Raw genomic sequence first — 15518 nt, 5'->3', positions numbered from 1 at the left:
CGACGCGGAATCGGCGTCAGGCGAGGGTGATCAGGTCGACGTAGTCGCGACCCCAGATGTCCTCGACGCCGTCAGGCAGGATCAGCACCCGTTCGGGGTTGAGGGCCTGAACGGCGCCCTCGTCGTGGGAGACCAGCACCACCGCACCTTCGTAATGGGCCAGTGCGCCGAGGATCTCCTCGCGCGAGGCGGGGTCGAGGTTGTTGGTGGGTTCGTCCAGCAGCAGCATGTTCGCCGACGAGACGACGAGCGTCGCCAACGACAGGCGGGTCTTCTCACCGCCGGAGAGCACACCGGCGGGCTTGAGGACGTCGTCACCGGTGAACAGGAACGAACCGAGCACCTTGCGCGCCTCGGTGGCGTTGATATCCGGCGCCGCCGACATCATGTTGTCGAGGACCGACCGGTTGACGTCGAGGTTCTCGTGCTCCTGCGCGTAGTAGCCGATCTTCAGGCCGTGGCCGGGTTCGATGATGCCGGTGTCGGCCTTGTCGACGCCGGCGAGGATCCTGAGCAACGTGGTCTTGCCGGCACCGTTGAGCCCGAGCACGACCACTTTCGATCCGCGATCGATGGCCAGGTCGACGTCCGTGAAGATCTCCAGCGATCCGTAGGACTTCGAGAGGTTCTTCGCCATGAGCGGCGTCTTGCCGCACGGCGCCGGCTTGGGGAAGCGCAGCTTCGCGACGCGGTCCTCTTGGCGGACCTCCTCGAGACCGGAGAGCATCTTCTCGGCGCGAGCGACCATCTGGTGGGCCGCGGCGGCCTTGGACGCCTTCGCACCGAAGCGCGCGGCCTGCAACTGCAGCGCCGTCGCCTTCTTCTCGATGTTGACGCGCTCCTTCTTGCGTCGTTCCTCATCGGCGACCCGCTGGCGCAGGTAGTTCTTCCAGTTCATGTTGTAGACGTCGATGACCTGACGCATCGCGTCGAGGTAGAAGACACGGTTGACCGTCTCGCCGACGAGTTCCACGTCGTGGCTGATGACGATGAGCCCGCCCTTGTAGTTCTTCAGGAACTCGCGCAGCCACACGACGCTGTCCGCGTCGAGGTGGTTCGTCGGCTCGTCGAGGATCATCGTCTGCGCGTCGGAGAAGAGGATGCGCGCAAGCTCGATGCGACGACGCTGACCGCCCGACAGGGTCTTCAGGGGCTGGTCGAGGATGCGGTCCGGCAGCGACAGGTTGTGCGCGATGGATGCCGCTTCCGACTCGGCCGCGTACCCGCCGAGCGCCTCGAAGCGCTCCATGAGGTTGCCGTAGCGGCGCATCGCCTTCGCGGCCGCCCTTTCGTCGGCATCCCCCATCTGCAACGAGGCCTCGTGCATCTGCAGGGCGAGCGTGCCGAGCCCTCGCGCATCGAGGATGCGGGTGCGCGCCAGCATCTCCGGATCGCCGGAGCGCGGGTCCTGCGGCAGGTAGCCGAGCTCGCCCGAGCGTTCGACCTTTCCGTCGGCCGGCAGCAGGTCGCCCGCGAGCACCTTCGTGAGCGTCGTCTTGCCGGCTCCATTGCGGCCGACGAGACCGATCTTGTCGCCGTCGGAGACGCGGAACGACACCTCCGACATGAGCGTGCGAGCGCCCACGCGGATCTCGAGGTCGTGCACGGCAAGCACAGCAGACGTCCGTTCGTCGGGGATGGGGAACGGCCCGGAGACGGACCAGCCTCCCATTCTACCGTCCACGTCCGGCGTCGACCGCCGCTCGAGTCCAGAGGTGCCAGACTCGGGACCATGCGATTGCGCCCCTTCGCCGACGACGATCTGACGCTGCCCTTCCTCGGCACGATCGCGTTCCGCACCGATAGATGGCGTGATGCGCATACCCGCTCGACCGTGCTGGAGGTGGACGGGCACCCCGTGGCCGCCGGCATCATGTGGACCTCGCGCGTGCACGGGGACCGGTACTGGGTCGCCATCGTGGTCGAGCCCGCATCGCGTGGCCGCGGTTACGGGAAGGCCGTGTTCGCCCACTTGTCGACACTGCGAGATGCGCCACTGACCTTCATGACGCGCGGGTACGTCGACGACGATGCACTCGGCTTCGCCGACGCCCTGGGAGCACGGACCATACAGGTGGTGCCACCCGCGGACGTGCCGGCGGCGTCTCGCGCGGTTCTGCGGCCGCACCCGGCGGTGCAGAGCGTCCGCGATCTGCCCTGGGACGACGTCCTCGATGCCAACGCGGCCGTCTACGCCTGGACGCACGAGGGCTGGTCGCCCGTCGCTCCGGATTTCGCGGCGGCTCTCTCGGAAGACCTCGAGGCCGAGGTCGACCTCGACGCGAGCAGCGCCGCCGTCGTCGACGGCGAGATCGTCGCGCTGGCGCTCGTCTATCACGACTCGACACCCCCCTGCCTCACGGCGGAGGCCACGAGGAGGGAGACGGCCGACGGTGAGCGCTTGATCGAGGCCTGCGTCCGGCGCTCCCTCGACGTGCTGGCAGCTCGCGGCGTCGAGCGGGTCACCTTCGACGGCCATGTCAGCGATCCGCACTTCCTCCCCGTATGGGCGCGCCTCTCACCGAGGGGCCGCTGGTTCCGCCTCGTCGAGATCCCTCCGGCCGGCGGCTGACGAGCGAGCGGGACGGGTCATCCTCAGCTCGTGCACGCCCTCGTCGACACGCACGGTTCCGTCGGGCACGAATCCGTGCTTGGCAGAGAAGGCCTGCGCGCGAGGATGGGGATCGGCCACCCACAGCATGTGCGCTGCGGATGCCGGGGCCACCGCGTCCAAGAGAGCGGCGCCGACGCCGGTGCCGTGGTGATCGGCAAGGACGTAGAGCACGTGGAGCGCACGATCCGGAGTGCCATCCGTCCGGTCCTCTTCCGGGGTGGGACCGGTCATCGCGATCCCCACGACCTCGTCGTCGACGAGGGCGACGGCCGCAGCGACCTGCGCGAAGCGGGGGTCGTCGCCCAGCACCGCGGTCCAGAAGCGCTCGCGACGGTCCACGAAGTCGGGCGCGTCGAGGATCTCGTCAGCCATGAGGCCGCGGTACGTCTGCCGCCACCCCTCCACGTGCACGCGCGCCATACCGGCGGCATCCGCGGGACGAGCGGAGCGAACGGTGAAAGTCATCATGCGGCGAGTGTCGTCAGCGAGGCGGGACCGGGATCGTGACGGGCTATCGCCGTCAGATTGTCTCGATGCGACAACGAATCGTCCTCTCTTCCATCGATCTCGGCCAGGTGGCCCGCGTGGCGAGACTTTAGGCTGAGCCATGAACCGTCCACCTCTCGAAGGAGACCGCATGTCCCTCGCCGCCGCCGGCCGCCGCCTCGTGCTCGCCGATCTCATCGCCCGCCCGACCGACCGGGCCCGCGCCGCCGCCCTGGACACAGCCCTCGTGATCGCGGGCGCCGCCGTGGTCGCGGTGCTCGCGCAGGTCGAGGTTCCGCTCTGGCCCGTGCCCATCACGGGACAGACTCTCGCCGTCGTCGTCGTGGGCGCCGCCCTCGGCGCCCGTCGCGGCGCCGCCGCTCTCCTCACCTACCTCGTCGCCGGCCTCGCGGGTCTGCCGGTCTTCGCGGGATTCACGGGAACCATCGCAGCCGTCGCCAAGCCGAGCTTCGGGTTCATCATCGGCTTCGTCTTCGCCGCCTTCGTCGCGGGATGGTTCGCGGAGCGCGCGTGGGACCGACGTCCCGTCCTCGCGTTCGTCGGCTTCGTGGCGGCGAGCGTGATCCCGTTCCTGTTCGGTGTGCCCTACATGGCCTTCATCCTGAACACCGTCCTCGGCAAGGGACTCGGTATCGAGGCGATCCTCGCCGCTGGCGTCACTCCGTTCATCGTCGGCGGCATCGTCAAGGCCGCGCTGGCGGCGCTGCTGATCCCGGCGGCATGGGCGGGCGTGCGTGCCGTGGAGAACCGTTCCGGCCGCTGACTCCTCACCTCACGACGACGGCCCCGACCGCAGTGGTCGGGGCCGTCGTCGTGAGGTGGAGGCCGCGTCAGCCCTTCGCGACGGCCACCGCGGCGGCCAGCTTCTGCGTGATCGTCGGCAGTGCCCAGGGCAGCGTCAACGCGGTCGGCGAGACCGCCGCCACGTTCTCCGCGCCCACCATCGCTGCGACGGCACCCTTCTTGACGGCGGGGATCAGCTGACCCCGCGCAGATGCGAGGAAGTCGTCGAGCGTCTTCTGATCCTCAGCCTGCGTGAAGATGACCTGAGCATCGATCTTGTCGAGGTTCTCCTGACTGACCGTGGTGTAGAAGGTCCCCTCGCCCTTGTCGAGCGCGGTCACACTCGACGGCGAGACGAAGCCGAGATCCTGCAGAACCTCCACGCGCGGGTCGGCCGGAAGATACATGTAGAACGTGTCCACGTCGTCGTCCACGTAGGCGATCGTGACGCCGGCGAACTCCGGATGCGCCGACGCCGCGTCCTTCACCTGCGCGTCGAGGCTCGTCAGCAGATCGGCGGCCTGCGTGCTCATCCCGAGAGCCTTGCCGGTGATCGTGATGACATCACGCCAGGGGGTCGCCCACGGCGCGGTCGGGTAGGCGACGACGGGGATGCCCGCCGCCGTGATGGCGTCGTAGTCCTTCTGCGTGAGCCCCGAGTAGGGTGCGAGCAGCACATCCGGGTTCGTCTTCAGCAACTCCTCGAGGGGGATGTCGTTCGAGCTGACGTCGAGGATGGTGGGCTTGGCGCCTCCGAGCTTGTCCACGGCGTCTGCGATCCACGGCGGCATCTTGTCGTCGCCGCCCGAGTAGTTGTCGGCGGGGATCGCAACGGGCTGGATGCCGAGAGCGAGGACGGCATCCGTCGCCCCCCACCCCCATGTCGCGATGCGCTCGGGCTTCTTCGTGATCGTCGCGTCGCCGAGCGCGGAGGTGATGGTGACGGGGAAGCCGTCACCCGCAACGCTTTCGGAGCTGGCGGGCGCGGCTGATCCGGCGGCGCAGCCCGACAGCAGGAGCGCGGTCACTCCGGCGATCGCGGCGAGTCCGAGTGCTGTGCGGAGTCGTCTCATGGGTCTTCCTTTCTCAGGGACGTGCAGGGGTGGCCTCGTCGATGAGTGCAGCAGAGCTCGTCGACGGGACGGGGATGACGATCGGGGTGGCGGTGAGGGGGTCAGGGATCACCAGTGCGGACAGTCCGAAGGCACGGCGGATCGTCTCGGCGGTCATGACCTCGGCGGGAGCGCCATGGGCGATGATGGCGCCGGCGTGCATGACGACGAGGTCGTCGGCGTAGCGGGCCGCGAGGTTGAGGTCGTGCAGCACGGCGACGACCGTCGTCCCGCGCTCGCGGTTGAGTTCGCGCAGCAGGTCGAGAACCTCGAGCTGATGACTGAGGTCGAGGAAGGTGGTGGGCTCGTCCAGCAGCAGGATGCGCGGATCCTGCGCCAGGGCCATCGCGATCCAGACGCGCTGACGCTGACCTCCCGACAGATCCCCCACCGGACGCTCGGCGAGCTCGGTGATGCCGGTCCATGCCATCGCCTCGTCGACCCGCGCCGTGTCCTGGGCGCTCCAGCGCTGCAGCAGCCCGCGGTGGGGATGCCGCCCCCGACCGACTAGCTCGGCCACCGTGACGCCGTCAGGCGCGGTCGGATGCTGCGGAAGAAGACCCACTGTCTGGGCCAGCGAGCGGCGCGGGATGCCGCGAACGTCCGCCCCATCGATCTCCACACGACCCGCGAGCGGAGCGTGCAGCCGTGCGAGCGTGCCGAGCAGAGTGGACTTTCCCGAGGCGTTCGCGCCGATGATCATCGTGACGCGACCCGGGGCGATCTCGAGGTCGAGGCCGTCGATGACGCGACGCCCGGGATAGCCGGCGGCGAGGGCACGCGCGGTCAAGCGGGGGGAAGCGGAGTGCGAGGTCACAGCCGGCGTCCTTTCGAGGTGGCCAGAAGCCAGAGGAGGAAGAGAGCCCCGACCGCACCGGTGACGATGCCGACGGGCACGGCCATGCCGGGGAGGGCGTACTGGGCGACGAGGTCGGCCGCGAGCAGCAGCGCGGCGCCCACGACGGCGCTCGTGCCGAGGCCCACCGCTCCGTGGCGCAGGAGCGCCCGAGCGATCGCGGGGGCACAGAGCGCGATGAAAGAGATGGGCCCGACGAACGCACAGGTGACGGCGGTGAGCAGCACGGCGCTGGTGACGACCACGACACGCACCGGTCCGCTCGCCACACCCAGCCCGTGGGCGGCTTCGCGCCCGAGCTGCACGAGAGGCAGCCACCGCGACGCGACGATCAGCGCGGGGACGAGCGCGACGAAGACGACGAGCACGACGAGCACCTGCCACCACGGCGTCGAGGCGAGGCTTCCGGTGAGCCAGAGAAGCGCGACCTGGGCCTGTTCGATCTTGGCGCGCACCATCATGAGGTTGATGAGTGCCGAGGTGAGGAACGAGACACCGATACCGGCCAGGATCAACCGGAAGCCGCCGTCACGCAGCGATCGACCGGCGAGCATGAGCACGACCGCGACGGCGGAGCCGCCCACGAAGGCGAACACGGCGACGAGCGGTCCGGTGGTGCCGAGGAGGAGGATCGCGGACACCGCCGCCAGCCCGCTCCCCCCGGAGATGCCGAGCAGGTCGGGACTGGCGAGGGGGTTGCTGAGGAACGATTGCAGGAGCGCACCGGCAGCACCGAGCGCGGCGCCGGCGACGAGCGCCATGGCAGCGCGCGGCGCGCGCACCTGGAACACGACGTACTGCTCGATCCTCGTTCCCGACCCGGTCAGCGTCGCCCACAGGCGATCGGGGGTGATCGGGTAGTCGCCGACCGAGATCGCCACTGCCGCGGCCAGCACGACGGCGACGATGACCGCGACGACGACGACGCGACGACGACGCGTAGCCGCGCGCCGGACGGTCAGCGCGGCGCTCACAGCATGCTCCGACGCGGCTGGAGGACGAGCCCGATCAGAACGGGAGCGCCGATGATCGCGACGACGATGCCGGCCTGCACCTCGCCCGGCGGCGCGACGATGCGTCCCGCGACGTCGGCCAAGAGCAGGAACACTCCGCCGTAGAGCATTCCGAGCGGCAGCAGACGTGCGTAGCTGCCACCGACGACGGCGCGCAGCGCATGCGGGACGAGCAGTCCGAGGAAGACGATCGGGCCGGCGATCGCCGTCGCTCCGCCGCACAACAGCACCGTCGCGACGATGCCGAGCACGCGGCTGCGGCCGACATCGTGCCCGAGACCGGCGGCGGAGTCCGTGCCCAGGGCGACGAGGTCGAGGCCGCGGGCCGATAGCAGGGCGAGCACGGCGCCGACGACGAGTGCGGGAAGCACGAGCGCGACGGCATCCAGACCACGTGTCGACAGGCCTCCGGCTGCCCAGTACCGATAGACGTCCAGCGCGTAGGAGTTCGTGTTGAGGATCAAGAAGGTGACCGCGCTGAGTCCGGCCGTCACGGCCGCGCCGGTGAGGGCGAGCCGCGCGGGTCCGCCGTCCGCTCCGCGGCCGCCGATCATCGCCACGATCACCGCCGCCAGGGCGGCACCGCCGAAGGCGAACCACACGAAGCCGTCCGGCGTCGACAGTCCGAACAGGGTGATCGCCGCCAGCACCGCGACGGAGGCACCCGCGTTCAGCCCGAGGAGTCCGGGATCGGCGAACGGGTTGCGTGTGAGCCCCTGCATGACCGTGCCCGCCAGCGCGAGCGCGGCGCCGGCACAGACGCCGATGACGGTGCGCGGCACGCGCTGCGTCACGACGACGATGTGGTCGGGATTGGAGCCGTCGAACGCCACGAGGGCCTGCCACACGTCGGCCGGGGCGATCTGCCGTGCGCCCACACCCAGCGAGAGCACGACGAACACCGCGAGGAGGGCGGCTCCGATCGCCGCGACGACCAGTGTTCGTCGCGGTCGTACCGGCGCGCTCATTCGACGCGCTCGGACTGCCCGAGACGCCAGTAGCCCATGAAGGCCACGCGCTTGCGGTCGACCCCGCACTCCGACACGAGCAGCCGCCGCAGCGTCTTGACCGTCGCCGACTCCCCCGCCATCCACGCGTAGAACTCGCCGTCGCCGTCCTCGGGGCTGTCCCACAGCAGCTCACGATCGACGTCGATCTCATCGAGGGCCTGAGGCCGGGGCGCCGCGGCGCGCGCGATCACCTCGGCGTGATCCCGCGTCCACCTGGTCACCGCTTCGACGAGCGCGACCCCGTGCGGACGGTCTGCCCGCACGATCCAGCTGAACCGCGCGTTGGATGCCGCCGGCAGCTGCGGTCGCAGCGCATCGTCGTCGTCGGGCACCTCGACGAACGCGTCGACCTCGCACCGCGGATCGAGTGACTCCAGGATGCTGCAGATCGCGGGAGCGGCGGTCTCGTCTCCGGCCAGCAGCAGCCGTCGGGCGGTGCCGGGATGCCAATCCAGGCCGATGCGCGACTGCGGGCTGCGCTCATCGGGACCGATGATGACGAGCTCGTCGCCGACGGCAGCGCGCTCGGCCCAGGATCCCGCCGGGCCGGCATCGTGATGCACGACGAAATCGACGGCGAGCTCGCGAGCGGCGGCATCCACACGACGCACCGTGTAGGTGCGGAACGGATTGCGGCGCGCAGACGGCAGCGCCCGCCATCTGTCGTACCAGTCGCCGGCATGCTCCGCCTGACCGAAGTCGGAGTATCCCCCCGCGACATCGGCCAGGGGCAGGACGATCTTGATCCGCTGATCGAGACCCGCGGTGCCGAACCACTCCAGCTCGGGACCGGTGAACCATACCCTCACGAAGTGCGCAGAGAGCCGCTCGACGGCGCGGACACGGACGGCATACGGGCGGTAGGCCGGGCGGACGGCGGTCGCAGATTCGGTCACACCCTAAGGGTAGCCTTACCTTCTTCAGATGTCACACCGGCGACGCGGAGCTGCGCTCGTGGGGCGCACGCCTCACGCGTCGACGAGACGCCCGATCCGCGCGATGGCTTCGGTGAGAACCTCCGGCCCGCAGCCGAAGTTCACGCGAACGTGGCCGGCGCCCTGCGGCCCGAACTGCGGTCCATGATGGACGGCCACTCGCGCCTCGGCGAGGATGCGGGTGGCCGGGTCGTCGCCCCAGCCGTAGGCGCTCAGATCGACCCAGGCGAGATAGCCCGCGTCCGGCACGCGATAGCGAGCGCGCGGGAGGTGCGCGGCCAGCAGATCGGCAAGCAGACGGCGGTTGAGATCGAGTCGGGCACGCAGGGCGTCGAGCCACTCATCGGATGCCGCGTCCAGTGCCGCGACACTGGCGATCGCGCCCAACAGCCCCGTACGCCACTCCACCTCCGACGGCAGGCCGCGCACGACGGCGGCGGTCCGTTCGTCTCCCGTCACCATCACCGCGCACTTCAACCCCGCAAGGTTGAACGCCTTGGAAGGGCTGGTGACCGTATAGCCGACCGCGGCGGCTTCCGCCGATGACGCGAGAAACGGGGTGAAGGTCGCATCGTCGTAGACGAGCGGCGCATGGATCTCGTCACTGATGACCGCGGCACCGTGACGCGCCGCGATCCGGGCGAGAGCGGCCAGCGTCTCGCGCGAATGGACGGTACCGGTGGGGTTGTGGGGATTGCACAGCAGCACGGCGCGCGCGCCGTCGGCCAGCGCCGCGTCGATGCCGTCCAGGTCGAGTTCCCAGGCCGCTCCCGTATCGCGCAGCGGCACGGGCGCCACACGGCATCCGGCTTCTTCCACCGTCATCGTGAAGGGCGGATACACCGGCGGGGTGATCACGACCGCGTCACCGGGCGCGGTGACCGCGCGCAGGATCTCGACGACGCCCATCATGACATCACCCGTCGTCCGCACGCGGTCGGCATCGACCACCCAGTCGAAGCGGCGAACGGCGAACGATGCGAAGGCATCGCGCACGCCGGGATCGGGTGGTGTGTACCCGGTGTCGCCGAGCTCGACCGCCGTGCGCAAGGCGCTCGTGATCAGCGACGCGAGGGGGAAATCCGTCTCAGCCACGAACAGGGGAAGGACATCGGAACCGTACGTCCGCCACTTCGTACTGGAGCGCCGTTGCAGGGTCTCCAGCGGAAGTGCTTCCAGAGGAATGATGCTCACCCCTCGAGCCTAGCGACGGCGACGCTGCGGCCGCTCAGCCGCCGACATCTGATGACGATCAGATGGCGAACCCCAGCGCGCGCATCATGTCGCGTCCGTCGTCGGTGATGCGTTCCGGTCCCCACGGCGGCATCCACACCCAGTTGATGCGGAAGCGATCGACCACGTTGTCCAGAGCCTGCGCGGTCTGCTCTTCGAGCACGTCGGTGAGCGGACAGCCGGCGGAGGTCAGCGTCATGTGAATGACGAGGGCGTCGTTCTCCTCGTCCCAGCTGAGATCGTAGATGAGACCGAGGTCGACGACGTTGATCCCGAGCTCGGGATCCATCACGTCCTTGAGCGCCTCGGTGACGTCGTCGTACTTCTCCGGACTGAGGGTCGCAGTCATGCGTTCGATCCTATGCCTCGACGATGTCGGAGGGCTCGAGGTAGCGGTCATAGCCCTCGTCCTCCAGACGCTCGGCGAGCTCCGGGCCGCCCTCCTCGGCGACGCGGCCCTTCACGAGCACGTGCACGAAATCGGGCTTAATGTAGCGGAGGATGCGCGTGTAGTGGGTGATCAGCAGCACGCCGAGATCGGTCGCGTCCTTCGCACGGTTCACACCTTCGGAGACGATCTTCAGTGCGTCGACGTCGAGGCCGGAGTCGGTCTCGTCCAGCACGGCGATCGCCGGCTTGAGCAGTTCGAGCTGAAGGATCTCGTGGCGCTTCTTCTCACCGCCGGAGAATCCCTCGTTGACGTTGCGAGCGGCGAACTTCGGGTCCATGCGGAGGTTCTTCATCGCCTCCTTGACGTCCTTCGTCCAGGTGCGGATCGCGGGCGCCTCACCGTCGATCGCCGTCTTCGCCGTACGCAGGAAGTTCGTGACGGTCACCCCGGGAATCTCGACCGGATACTGCATCGCGAGGAAGAGCCCCGCACGCGCACGCTCGTCGACCGACATCGCCAGCACGTCCTCGCCGTCCAGAGTGATCGTGCCCTGGGTCACGGTGTACTTGGGGTGACCGGCGATCGTGTAGGCGAGGGTCGACTTTCCGGAGCCGTTGGGACCCATGATCGCGTGGGTCTCGCCGGTACGCACCGTCAGGTCGACGCCATTGAGGATGGGGGTCTCCCCCGCTTCGGTCTCGACCGTCACGTGGAGGTCGCGGATCTCGAGAACAGCCATGTCAGTTACCTTCTTCAGTTCACGTCTTTGAGGACAGCGGGATCGATCAGGACGTCATCCCCGTCGATCGTGACCGCGTACACGGGCACCGGCTCATAGGCCGGAAGGTTCAGGGGGCGGCCGGTGCGCAGCGAGAACGCCGAGCCGTGGGCCCAGCACTCCAGGGTCTCCCCTTCCACGAACCCGTCCGACAGCGAGATGTCGCCGTGCGTGCAGGTGTCGCCGATCGCATGGACCTCACCGTTCGAATCCAGGACGACGGCCATCGGAACGCCGTCGATCTCGACGCGCACCGCGGTGTCCTGGGTGAGGTCGCTGAGGCTGAGCGCCTTCTGCGCGGTCATGCGTGTTCTCCTTCGGCCGCCGTCGCCAGAGCCAGCTCGTCCTCGATCGCGGCGATGAGCTCGTCCTGCAGAGCCGGCACATCGATCTTCTGGACGATCTCGGCGAGGAATCCCAGCACGACCAGACGTCGAGCCTCGTCCTCCGCGATTCCACGCGCCTGCAGGTAGAACAGCTGCTCATCGTCGAAGCGCCCGGTCGCGCTCGCGTGTCCCGCGCCGCGGATGTCGCCCGTCTCGATCTCGAGGTTGGGGATCGAGTCGGCGCGTGCACCGTCGGTGAGCACGAGGTTGCGGTTGGCCTCATACGAGTCGGTGCCCACGGCATCCGGTCCGATGAGCACGTCACCGACCCAGACGCTGCGCGCGGACTCGCCCTGCAGCGCTCCCTTGTAGAGCACGTCTCCGACCGTCTGCGCACCCTTGTGGTGCAGGTAGACCTGGCTCTCCAGGTGCTGACCGGCGTCGGCGAACGACAGACCGTAGAGTCTGCCCTCCGCACCTGCTCCCGCGAGCTCGACAGACGGGTTCACGCGAACGACGCGTCCACCGAGACTGACCACGACGTGGGTCAGCGTCGCGTCGCGATCGACCCGCGCCTGGTGAGATGCCAGGTGAATGGCGTCATCGTCCCAGCGCTGTACCGAGACGACCGTCAGCGCGGCGCCGTCACGAACGATGATCTCGACGTTCTGCGCCTGCTGTGCGGTACCGGCGTGGCGCAGCACGACCGTCGCCCGTGAGTGCGCCTGTGCCTCGATCACGACGTGCGCATGCGCGACACCGCCGCGTCCGGTCAGCTGCACGACGATCGGCTCGTCGAGTTCGACGCCCGAGGGGATGCGGATGAGCGGAGCCTCGTCCTCCTGCGCCCAGGCGATCGCGCTGACACGGTCCTCGGGACGGAAGACCTCACCGCGTGGGGCCTCCCCGACGCGCAGACGGATCTGCTCGACGGACGAAGGCGCACTCACGTCGACGCCGATGACGTCGTGGGGGGCCGGCTCGTCCCGCAGCAGGTCGCCCAGGAGCGCCAACGGGGTGTGCTTCCAGTTGACCTCGCGACCGGTCGGCACGGCGAAATCGGCGGGATCGAACGACGTCGGCCGCTCCGATCGGGTCTGCACCGGTACGAAGCCGGAGACCAGCGTGGCCGCAGGGTCGATGTGACCCTCCGCCCGGATGCTCTCGCCGGCAGGGGTCTGAGTCGCTGTCGTCATCAGCCGACGGATCCTTCCATGCCCATCTCGATGAGCTTGTTGAGCTCGAGGGCGTACTCCATGGGCAGTTCGCGTGCGATGGGCTCGATGAAGCCGCGCACGATCATCGCCATCGCCTCGTCCTCCGGCATGCCGCGGCTCATCAAGTAGAAGAGCTGTTCTTCGCTCACCTTCGAGACCGTCGCCTCATGACCCAGCTGCACGTCGTCGACGCGGATGTCGATCGCGGGGTAGGTGTCCGAGCGCGAGATCGTGTCGACCAGAAGCGCGTCGCAGCGCACGGTGTTCGCGGAGTGGTGGGCGTTGGCGTCCACGCGCACCTCGCCGCGGTAGCCGGCCCGGCCGCCGCCACGGGCGATCGACTTGGAGACGATCGAGGACTGCGTGTAGGGAGCCATGTGGATCATCTTCGCGCCGGCGTCCTGGTGCTGTCCGGGACCGGCGAAGGCGACCGACAGCGTCTCACCCTTGGCATGCTCACCCATCAGGTAGATGGACGGGTACTTCATCGTGACCTTCGACCCGATGTTGCCGTCGATCCACTCCATCGTCGCGCCCTCGTGCGCGATCGCACGCTTGGTGACGAGGTTGTAGACGTTGTTCGACCAGTTCTGGATCGTCGTATAGCGCACGCGCGCGTTCTTCTTCACGATGATCTCGACGACGGCCGAGTGCAGCGAGTCGCTCTTGTAGATCGGGGCCGTGCAGCCCTCGATGTAGTGGACGTAGCTGCCCTCGTCGGCGATGATCAGCGTCCGCTCGAACTGGCCCATGTTCTCCGTGTTGATGCGGAAGTAGGCCTGCAGCGGGATCTCGACGTGCACGCCCTTGGGGACGTAGACGAACGATCCGCCCGACCAGACGGCCGTGTTGAGGGCAGCGAACTTGTTGTCACCGGCGGGGATGACGGTGCCGAAGTACTCCTCGAAGAACTCGGGGTGCTCGCGCAGCGCCGTGTCGGTGTCCATGAAGATGACACCCTGATCCTCGAGCTCCTGCTGGATCTGGTGATAGACGACCTCGGACTCGTACTGAGCGGCGACGCCGGCGACGAGGCGGGCGCGCTCCGCCTCGGGGATGCCGAGCTTCTCGTACGTGTTCTTGATGTCCTCGGGCAGGTCCTCCCACGACTGGGCCTGCTTCTCGGTGGAGCGCACGAAGTACTTGATGTTGTCGAAGTCGATGTCCGACAGATCGGCACCCCAGGTCGGCATCGGCTTGCGGCCGAACAGCTGATATCCCTTGAGGCGGGTCTTCAGCATCCACTCGGGTTCGTTCTTGAGAGCCGAGATCCCGCGGACGACGTCCTCGTTGATCCCGCGCTGGGCGACGGCGCCGGCGGCGTCTTCGTCGTGCCAGCCGAATTCATAGACACCCAGTCCCTCGAGTTCGGGACGGTCGATGAGCACATCCGACATGGGGTTTGCCTCCTTCGTGCCCGGCGGTGTCATCCGCTCCGGCATTCCTGCGCCTGCGCCTGTCTCACGATCGGAGTGTCGTGGGCGAAGGTCGGATGCCGCTTCCAGGGCCGTTTTCGTGTCGTTTTCTCCGACGGGGTCTTCGTCGGGGCGCGCACCACGCGCGCCTAGACTGTAGGGGGCGTGACGCGCTTCGCGCGCCGCTGTTCCCACCCCTTCAGTCTATAGGCAACACCCCGACGCGGGCGTGGCCGGCGCCCGTCCGGGCGCGCATCCGGGAGGCGACCCCACCATGTCCGCACCGCAGACCTCCAGCCCCGAGACCGACGCCGCGGCGTCCGACGCCCCGGTCGGGCGCGGACTGCTGACGCGACTTCCCGCGCGTGTCGGACGGCCGACGCGCGTGCTCGCGTGGCTCGTGCTGATCAGCAACATCGTGATCGTCGGCACCGGTGGTCTCGTGCGTCTGACCGGTTCGGGGATGGGCTGCGAGACGTGGCCGTACTGCACCCCGGATTCGCTCGTCCCGACGCAGGAACTCGGCATCCACGGGCTCATCGAGTTCGGCAACCGCACCCTCACGGGGGTTCTCGTGATCGTCGCACTGCTCGCCTTCCTGTCCGTCGTGCGATTGTGGCGCACACGCCCGGAGCTGCCCCGCCTCGTCCTGGCCATCGGCATCGGCATCATCCTCCAGGCCGTCATCGGCGGCATCACGGTGTGGCTGCACCTGCACCCCAGCATCGTCGGGCTGCACTACCTGCTGTCGGCGGCGCTGGTCGCGATCGCCGCCGCCTACGTCGCCCGCGTCTACGCCCGACCCGGCGCGCGCGTCCTCGTCGTGCCGCGCGGGTATGCCGTCGTGGCGCACGTGACGAGTGTCGTCGTGCTGGTCACCGTGATCATCGGCATCCTGCTGACCGGCTCCGGCCCGCACGCCGGCGACACGGCCGCCGCCCGCAACGGCCTGGATCCGATCTTCTGGCAGCACGTGCACAGCTGGCCCGCATACGCCCTCTTCGCGCTCACACTGGTGCTGTTCGGATGGTCGTACCGGCTGAGCCCGGCGACCGGCATGAGGAGATGGACCGGTCTGCTGCTGTGCGTGGAACTCGTGCAGATCGCGATCGGGCTGTGGCAGGCGCGCACGGGCCTTCCGATCGCGCTCGTGAACATCCACATGATGCTCGCCGTGACGCTCGTGGCGGCGATGACCGCGCTGATCCTGCACATGAAGCAGCCGCGTGACGTGCTGGATGCCGGCGACCGGTCCACAGCGATCTCATAGCCGACGCATCACTGCTCCTCTGGTGGTTCGCAGATAGTCGAAGTGTCGTCGCGCGTGC

16 protein-coding genes are annotated in these 15518 nt (G+C 68.6%); 3 read left to right on the top strand and 13 right to left on the bottom strand.

Going from position 1 to position 15518, the window contains the following annotated elements:
- Window positions 1–16: 16 nt before the first annotated feature.
- Window positions 17–1615, bottom strand: a complete 1599-nt coding sequence (locus PP359_RS01260) for an ABC-F family ATP-binding cassette domain-containing protein (protein WP_039416183.1) — start codon at window positions 1613–1615, stop codon at window positions 17–19.
- 117 nt (window positions 1616–1732) lie between these two features.
- Here PP359_RS01260 and PP359_RS01255 point away from each other — a divergent pair, with 117 nt between their 5' ends.
- Window positions 1733–2572: a GNAT family N-acetyltransferase gene (locus PP359_RS01255; protein WP_499249740.1), complete on the top strand. Its 840-nt coding sequence runs from the start codon at window positions 1733–1735 to the stop codon at window positions 2570–2572.
- On the opposite strand, the gene PP359_RS01250 is transcribed toward PP359_RS01255, so the two are convergent.
- Window positions 2519–3082, bottom strand: a complete 564-nt coding sequence (locus PP359_RS01250) for a GNAT family N-acetyltransferase (RefSeq protein WP_499249739.1) — start codon at window positions 3080–3082, stop codon at window positions 2519–2521. The two genes, PP359_RS01255 and PP359_RS01250, sit on opposite strands and share 54 nt — an antisense overlap.
- A 169-nt stretch (window positions 3083–3251) precedes the next feature.
- Between PP359_RS01250 and PP359_RS01245 the strand changes: the two genes are divergently transcribed.
- Window positions 3252–3884 (top strand): biotin transporter BioY, encoded by a 633-nt coding sequence (locus PP359_RS01245; protein ID WP_036318092.1) that lies wholly within the window; start codon window positions 3252–3254, stop codon window positions 3882–3884.
- Window positions 3885–3951: 67 nt separating this feature from the next.
- Here PP359_RS01245 and PP359_RS01240 read toward each other — a convergent pair whose 3' ends face one another.
- The 11 genes from PP359_RS01240 to sufB all read right to left on the bottom strand — a co-directional run bounded on the left by PP359_RS01240 (window position 3952) and on the right by sufB (window position 14172).
- Window positions 3952–4977, bottom strand: a complete 1026-nt coding sequence (locus PP359_RS01240; protein ID WP_112931618.1) for an iron-siderophore ABC transporter substrate-binding protein — start codon at window positions 4975–4977, stop codon at window positions 3952–3954.
- A gap of 13 nt (window positions 4978–4990) precedes the next feature.
- Complete coding sequence (locus PP359_RS01235; RefSeq protein WP_036318096.1) at window positions 4991–5833, bottom strand: ABC transporter ATP-binding protein; 843 nt, start codon at window positions 5831–5833, stop codon at window positions 4991–4993.
- Entirely contained in the window at window positions 5830–6846 is a 1017-nt protein-coding gene (locus PP359_RS01230) for a FecCD family ABC transporter permease (RefSeq protein ID WP_135949277.1), read from the bottom strand. Before PP359_RS01230 ends, PP359_RS01235 begins: the two co-directional genes overlap by 4 nt.
- Complete coding sequence (locus PP359_RS01225; RefSeq protein WP_295820290.1) at window positions 6843–7853, bottom strand: FecCD family ABC transporter permease; 1011 nt, start codon at window positions 7851–7853, stop codon at window positions 6843–6845. Before PP359_RS01225 ends, PP359_RS01230 begins: the two co-directional genes overlap by 4 nt.
- Entirely contained in the window at window positions 7850–8791 is a 942-nt protein-coding gene (locus PP359_RS01220) for a siderophore-interacting protein (RefSeq protein WP_499249738.1), read from the bottom strand. The genes PP359_RS01225 and PP359_RS01220 overlap by 4 nt, the downstream gene beginning before the upstream one ends.
- A gap of 72 nt (window positions 8792–8863) precedes the next feature.
- Window positions 8864–10024 carry a MalY/PatB family protein gene (locus tag PP359_RS01215; RefSeq protein WP_499249737.1) on the bottom strand — a complete coding sequence of 387 codons (1161 nt, stop codon included), beginning with the start codon at window positions 10022–10024 and terminating at the stop codon, window positions 8864–8866.
- 58 nt (window positions 10025–10082) lie between these two features.
- Complete coding sequence (locus tag PP359_RS01210; RefSeq protein ID WP_036318394.1) at window positions 10083–10412, bottom strand: metal-sulfur cluster assembly factor; 330 nt, start codon at window positions 10410–10412, stop codon at window positions 10083–10085.
- A 10-nt stretch (window positions 10413–10422) separates the two neighbouring features.
- On the bottom strand, window positions 10423–11193 hold the full coding sequence (gene sufC / locus PP359_RS01205) for a Fe-S cluster assembly ATPase SufC (protein WP_499249736.1): 771 nt from the start codon (window positions 11191–11193) through the stop codon (window positions 10423–10425).
- A 14-nt stretch (window positions 11194–11207) separates the two neighbouring features.
- Window positions 11208–11537, bottom strand: coding sequence for a non-heme iron oxygenase ferredoxin subunit (locus PP359_RS01200; protein WP_036290568.1), 330 nt, complete (start codon window positions 11535–11537; stop codon window positions 11208–11210).
- On the bottom strand, window positions 11534–12754 hold the full coding sequence (gene sufD, locus PP359_RS01195; RefSeq protein WP_039416097.1) for a Fe-S cluster assembly protein SufD: 1221 nt from the start codon (window positions 12752–12754) through the stop codon (window positions 11534–11536). Before sufD ends, PP359_RS01200 begins: the two co-directional genes overlap by 4 nt.
- Window positions 12754–14172, bottom strand: coding sequence for a Fe-S cluster assembly protein SufB (gene sufB / locus PP359_RS01190; protein ID WP_112931624.1), 1419 nt, complete (start codon window positions 14170–14172; stop codon window positions 12754–12756). Before sufB ends, sufD begins: the two co-directional genes overlap by 1 nt.
- 292 nt (window positions 14173–14464) lie before the next feature.
- On the opposite strand from sufB, the gene PP359_RS01185 reads away from it, so the two are divergent.
- On the top strand, window positions 14465–15460 hold the full coding sequence (locus tag PP359_RS01185) for a COX15/CtaA family protein (protein WP_499249735.1): 996 nt from the start codon (window positions 14465–14467) through the stop codon (window positions 15458–15460).
- The last annotated feature ends 58 nt before the right edge of the window (window positions 15461–15518 follow it).

This window comes from Sphingomonas sp. BLCC-B65 (genome assembly GCF_028550675.1).
Taxonomy (GTDB): domain Bacteria; phylum Actinomycetota; class Actinomycetes; order Actinomycetales; family Microbacteriaceae; genus Microbacterium.
Note: the sequence above shows the minus strand (reverse complement) of the source record. Positions and strands in the feature narration are given on the sequence as shown.

Coding starts and splice junctions, on each gene's coding strand:
- PP359_RS01255 (WP_499249740.1), top strand. CDS start 1,733: ATGCGATTGCGCCCCTTCGCCGACGACGATCTGACGCTGCCCTTCCTC.
- PP359_RS01250 (WP_499249739.1), bottom strand. CDS start 3,082: ATGATGACTTTCACCGTTCGCTCCGCTCGTCCCGCGGATGCCGCCGGT.
- PP359_RS01245 (WP_036318092.1), top strand. CDS start 3,252: ATGTCCCTCGCCGCCGCCGGCCGCCGCCTCGTGCTCGCCGATCTCATC.
- PP359_RS01240 (WP_112931618.1), bottom strand. CDS start 4,977: ATGAGACGACTCCGCACAGCACTCGGACTCGCCGCGATCGCCGGAGTG.
- PP359_RS01225 (WP_295820290.1), bottom strand. CDS start 7,853: ATGAGCGCGCCGGTACGACCGCGACGAACACTGGTCGTCGCGGCGATC.
- PP359_RS01210 (WP_036318394.1), bottom strand. CDS start 10,412: ATGACTGCGACCCTCAGTCCGGAGAAGTACGACGACGTCACCGAGGCG.
- sufC (WP_499249736.1), bottom strand. CDS start 11,193: ATGGCTGTTCTCGAGATCCGCGACCTCCACGTGACGGTCGAGACCGAA.
- PP359_RS01200 (WP_036290568.1), bottom strand. CDS start 11,537: ATGACCGCGCAGAAGGCGCTCAGCCTCAGCGACCTCACCCAGGACACC.
- sufD (WP_039416097.1), bottom strand. CDS start 12,754: ATGACGACAGCGACTCAGACCCCTGCCGGCGAGAGCATCCGGGCGGAG.
- sufB (WP_112931624.1), bottom strand. CDS start 14,172: ATGTCGGATGTGCTCATCGACCGTCCCGAACTCGAGGGACTGGGTGTC.
- PP359_RS01185 (WP_499249735.1), top strand. CDS start 14,465: ATGTCCGCACCGCAGACCTCCAGCCCCGAGACCGACGCCGCGGCGTCC.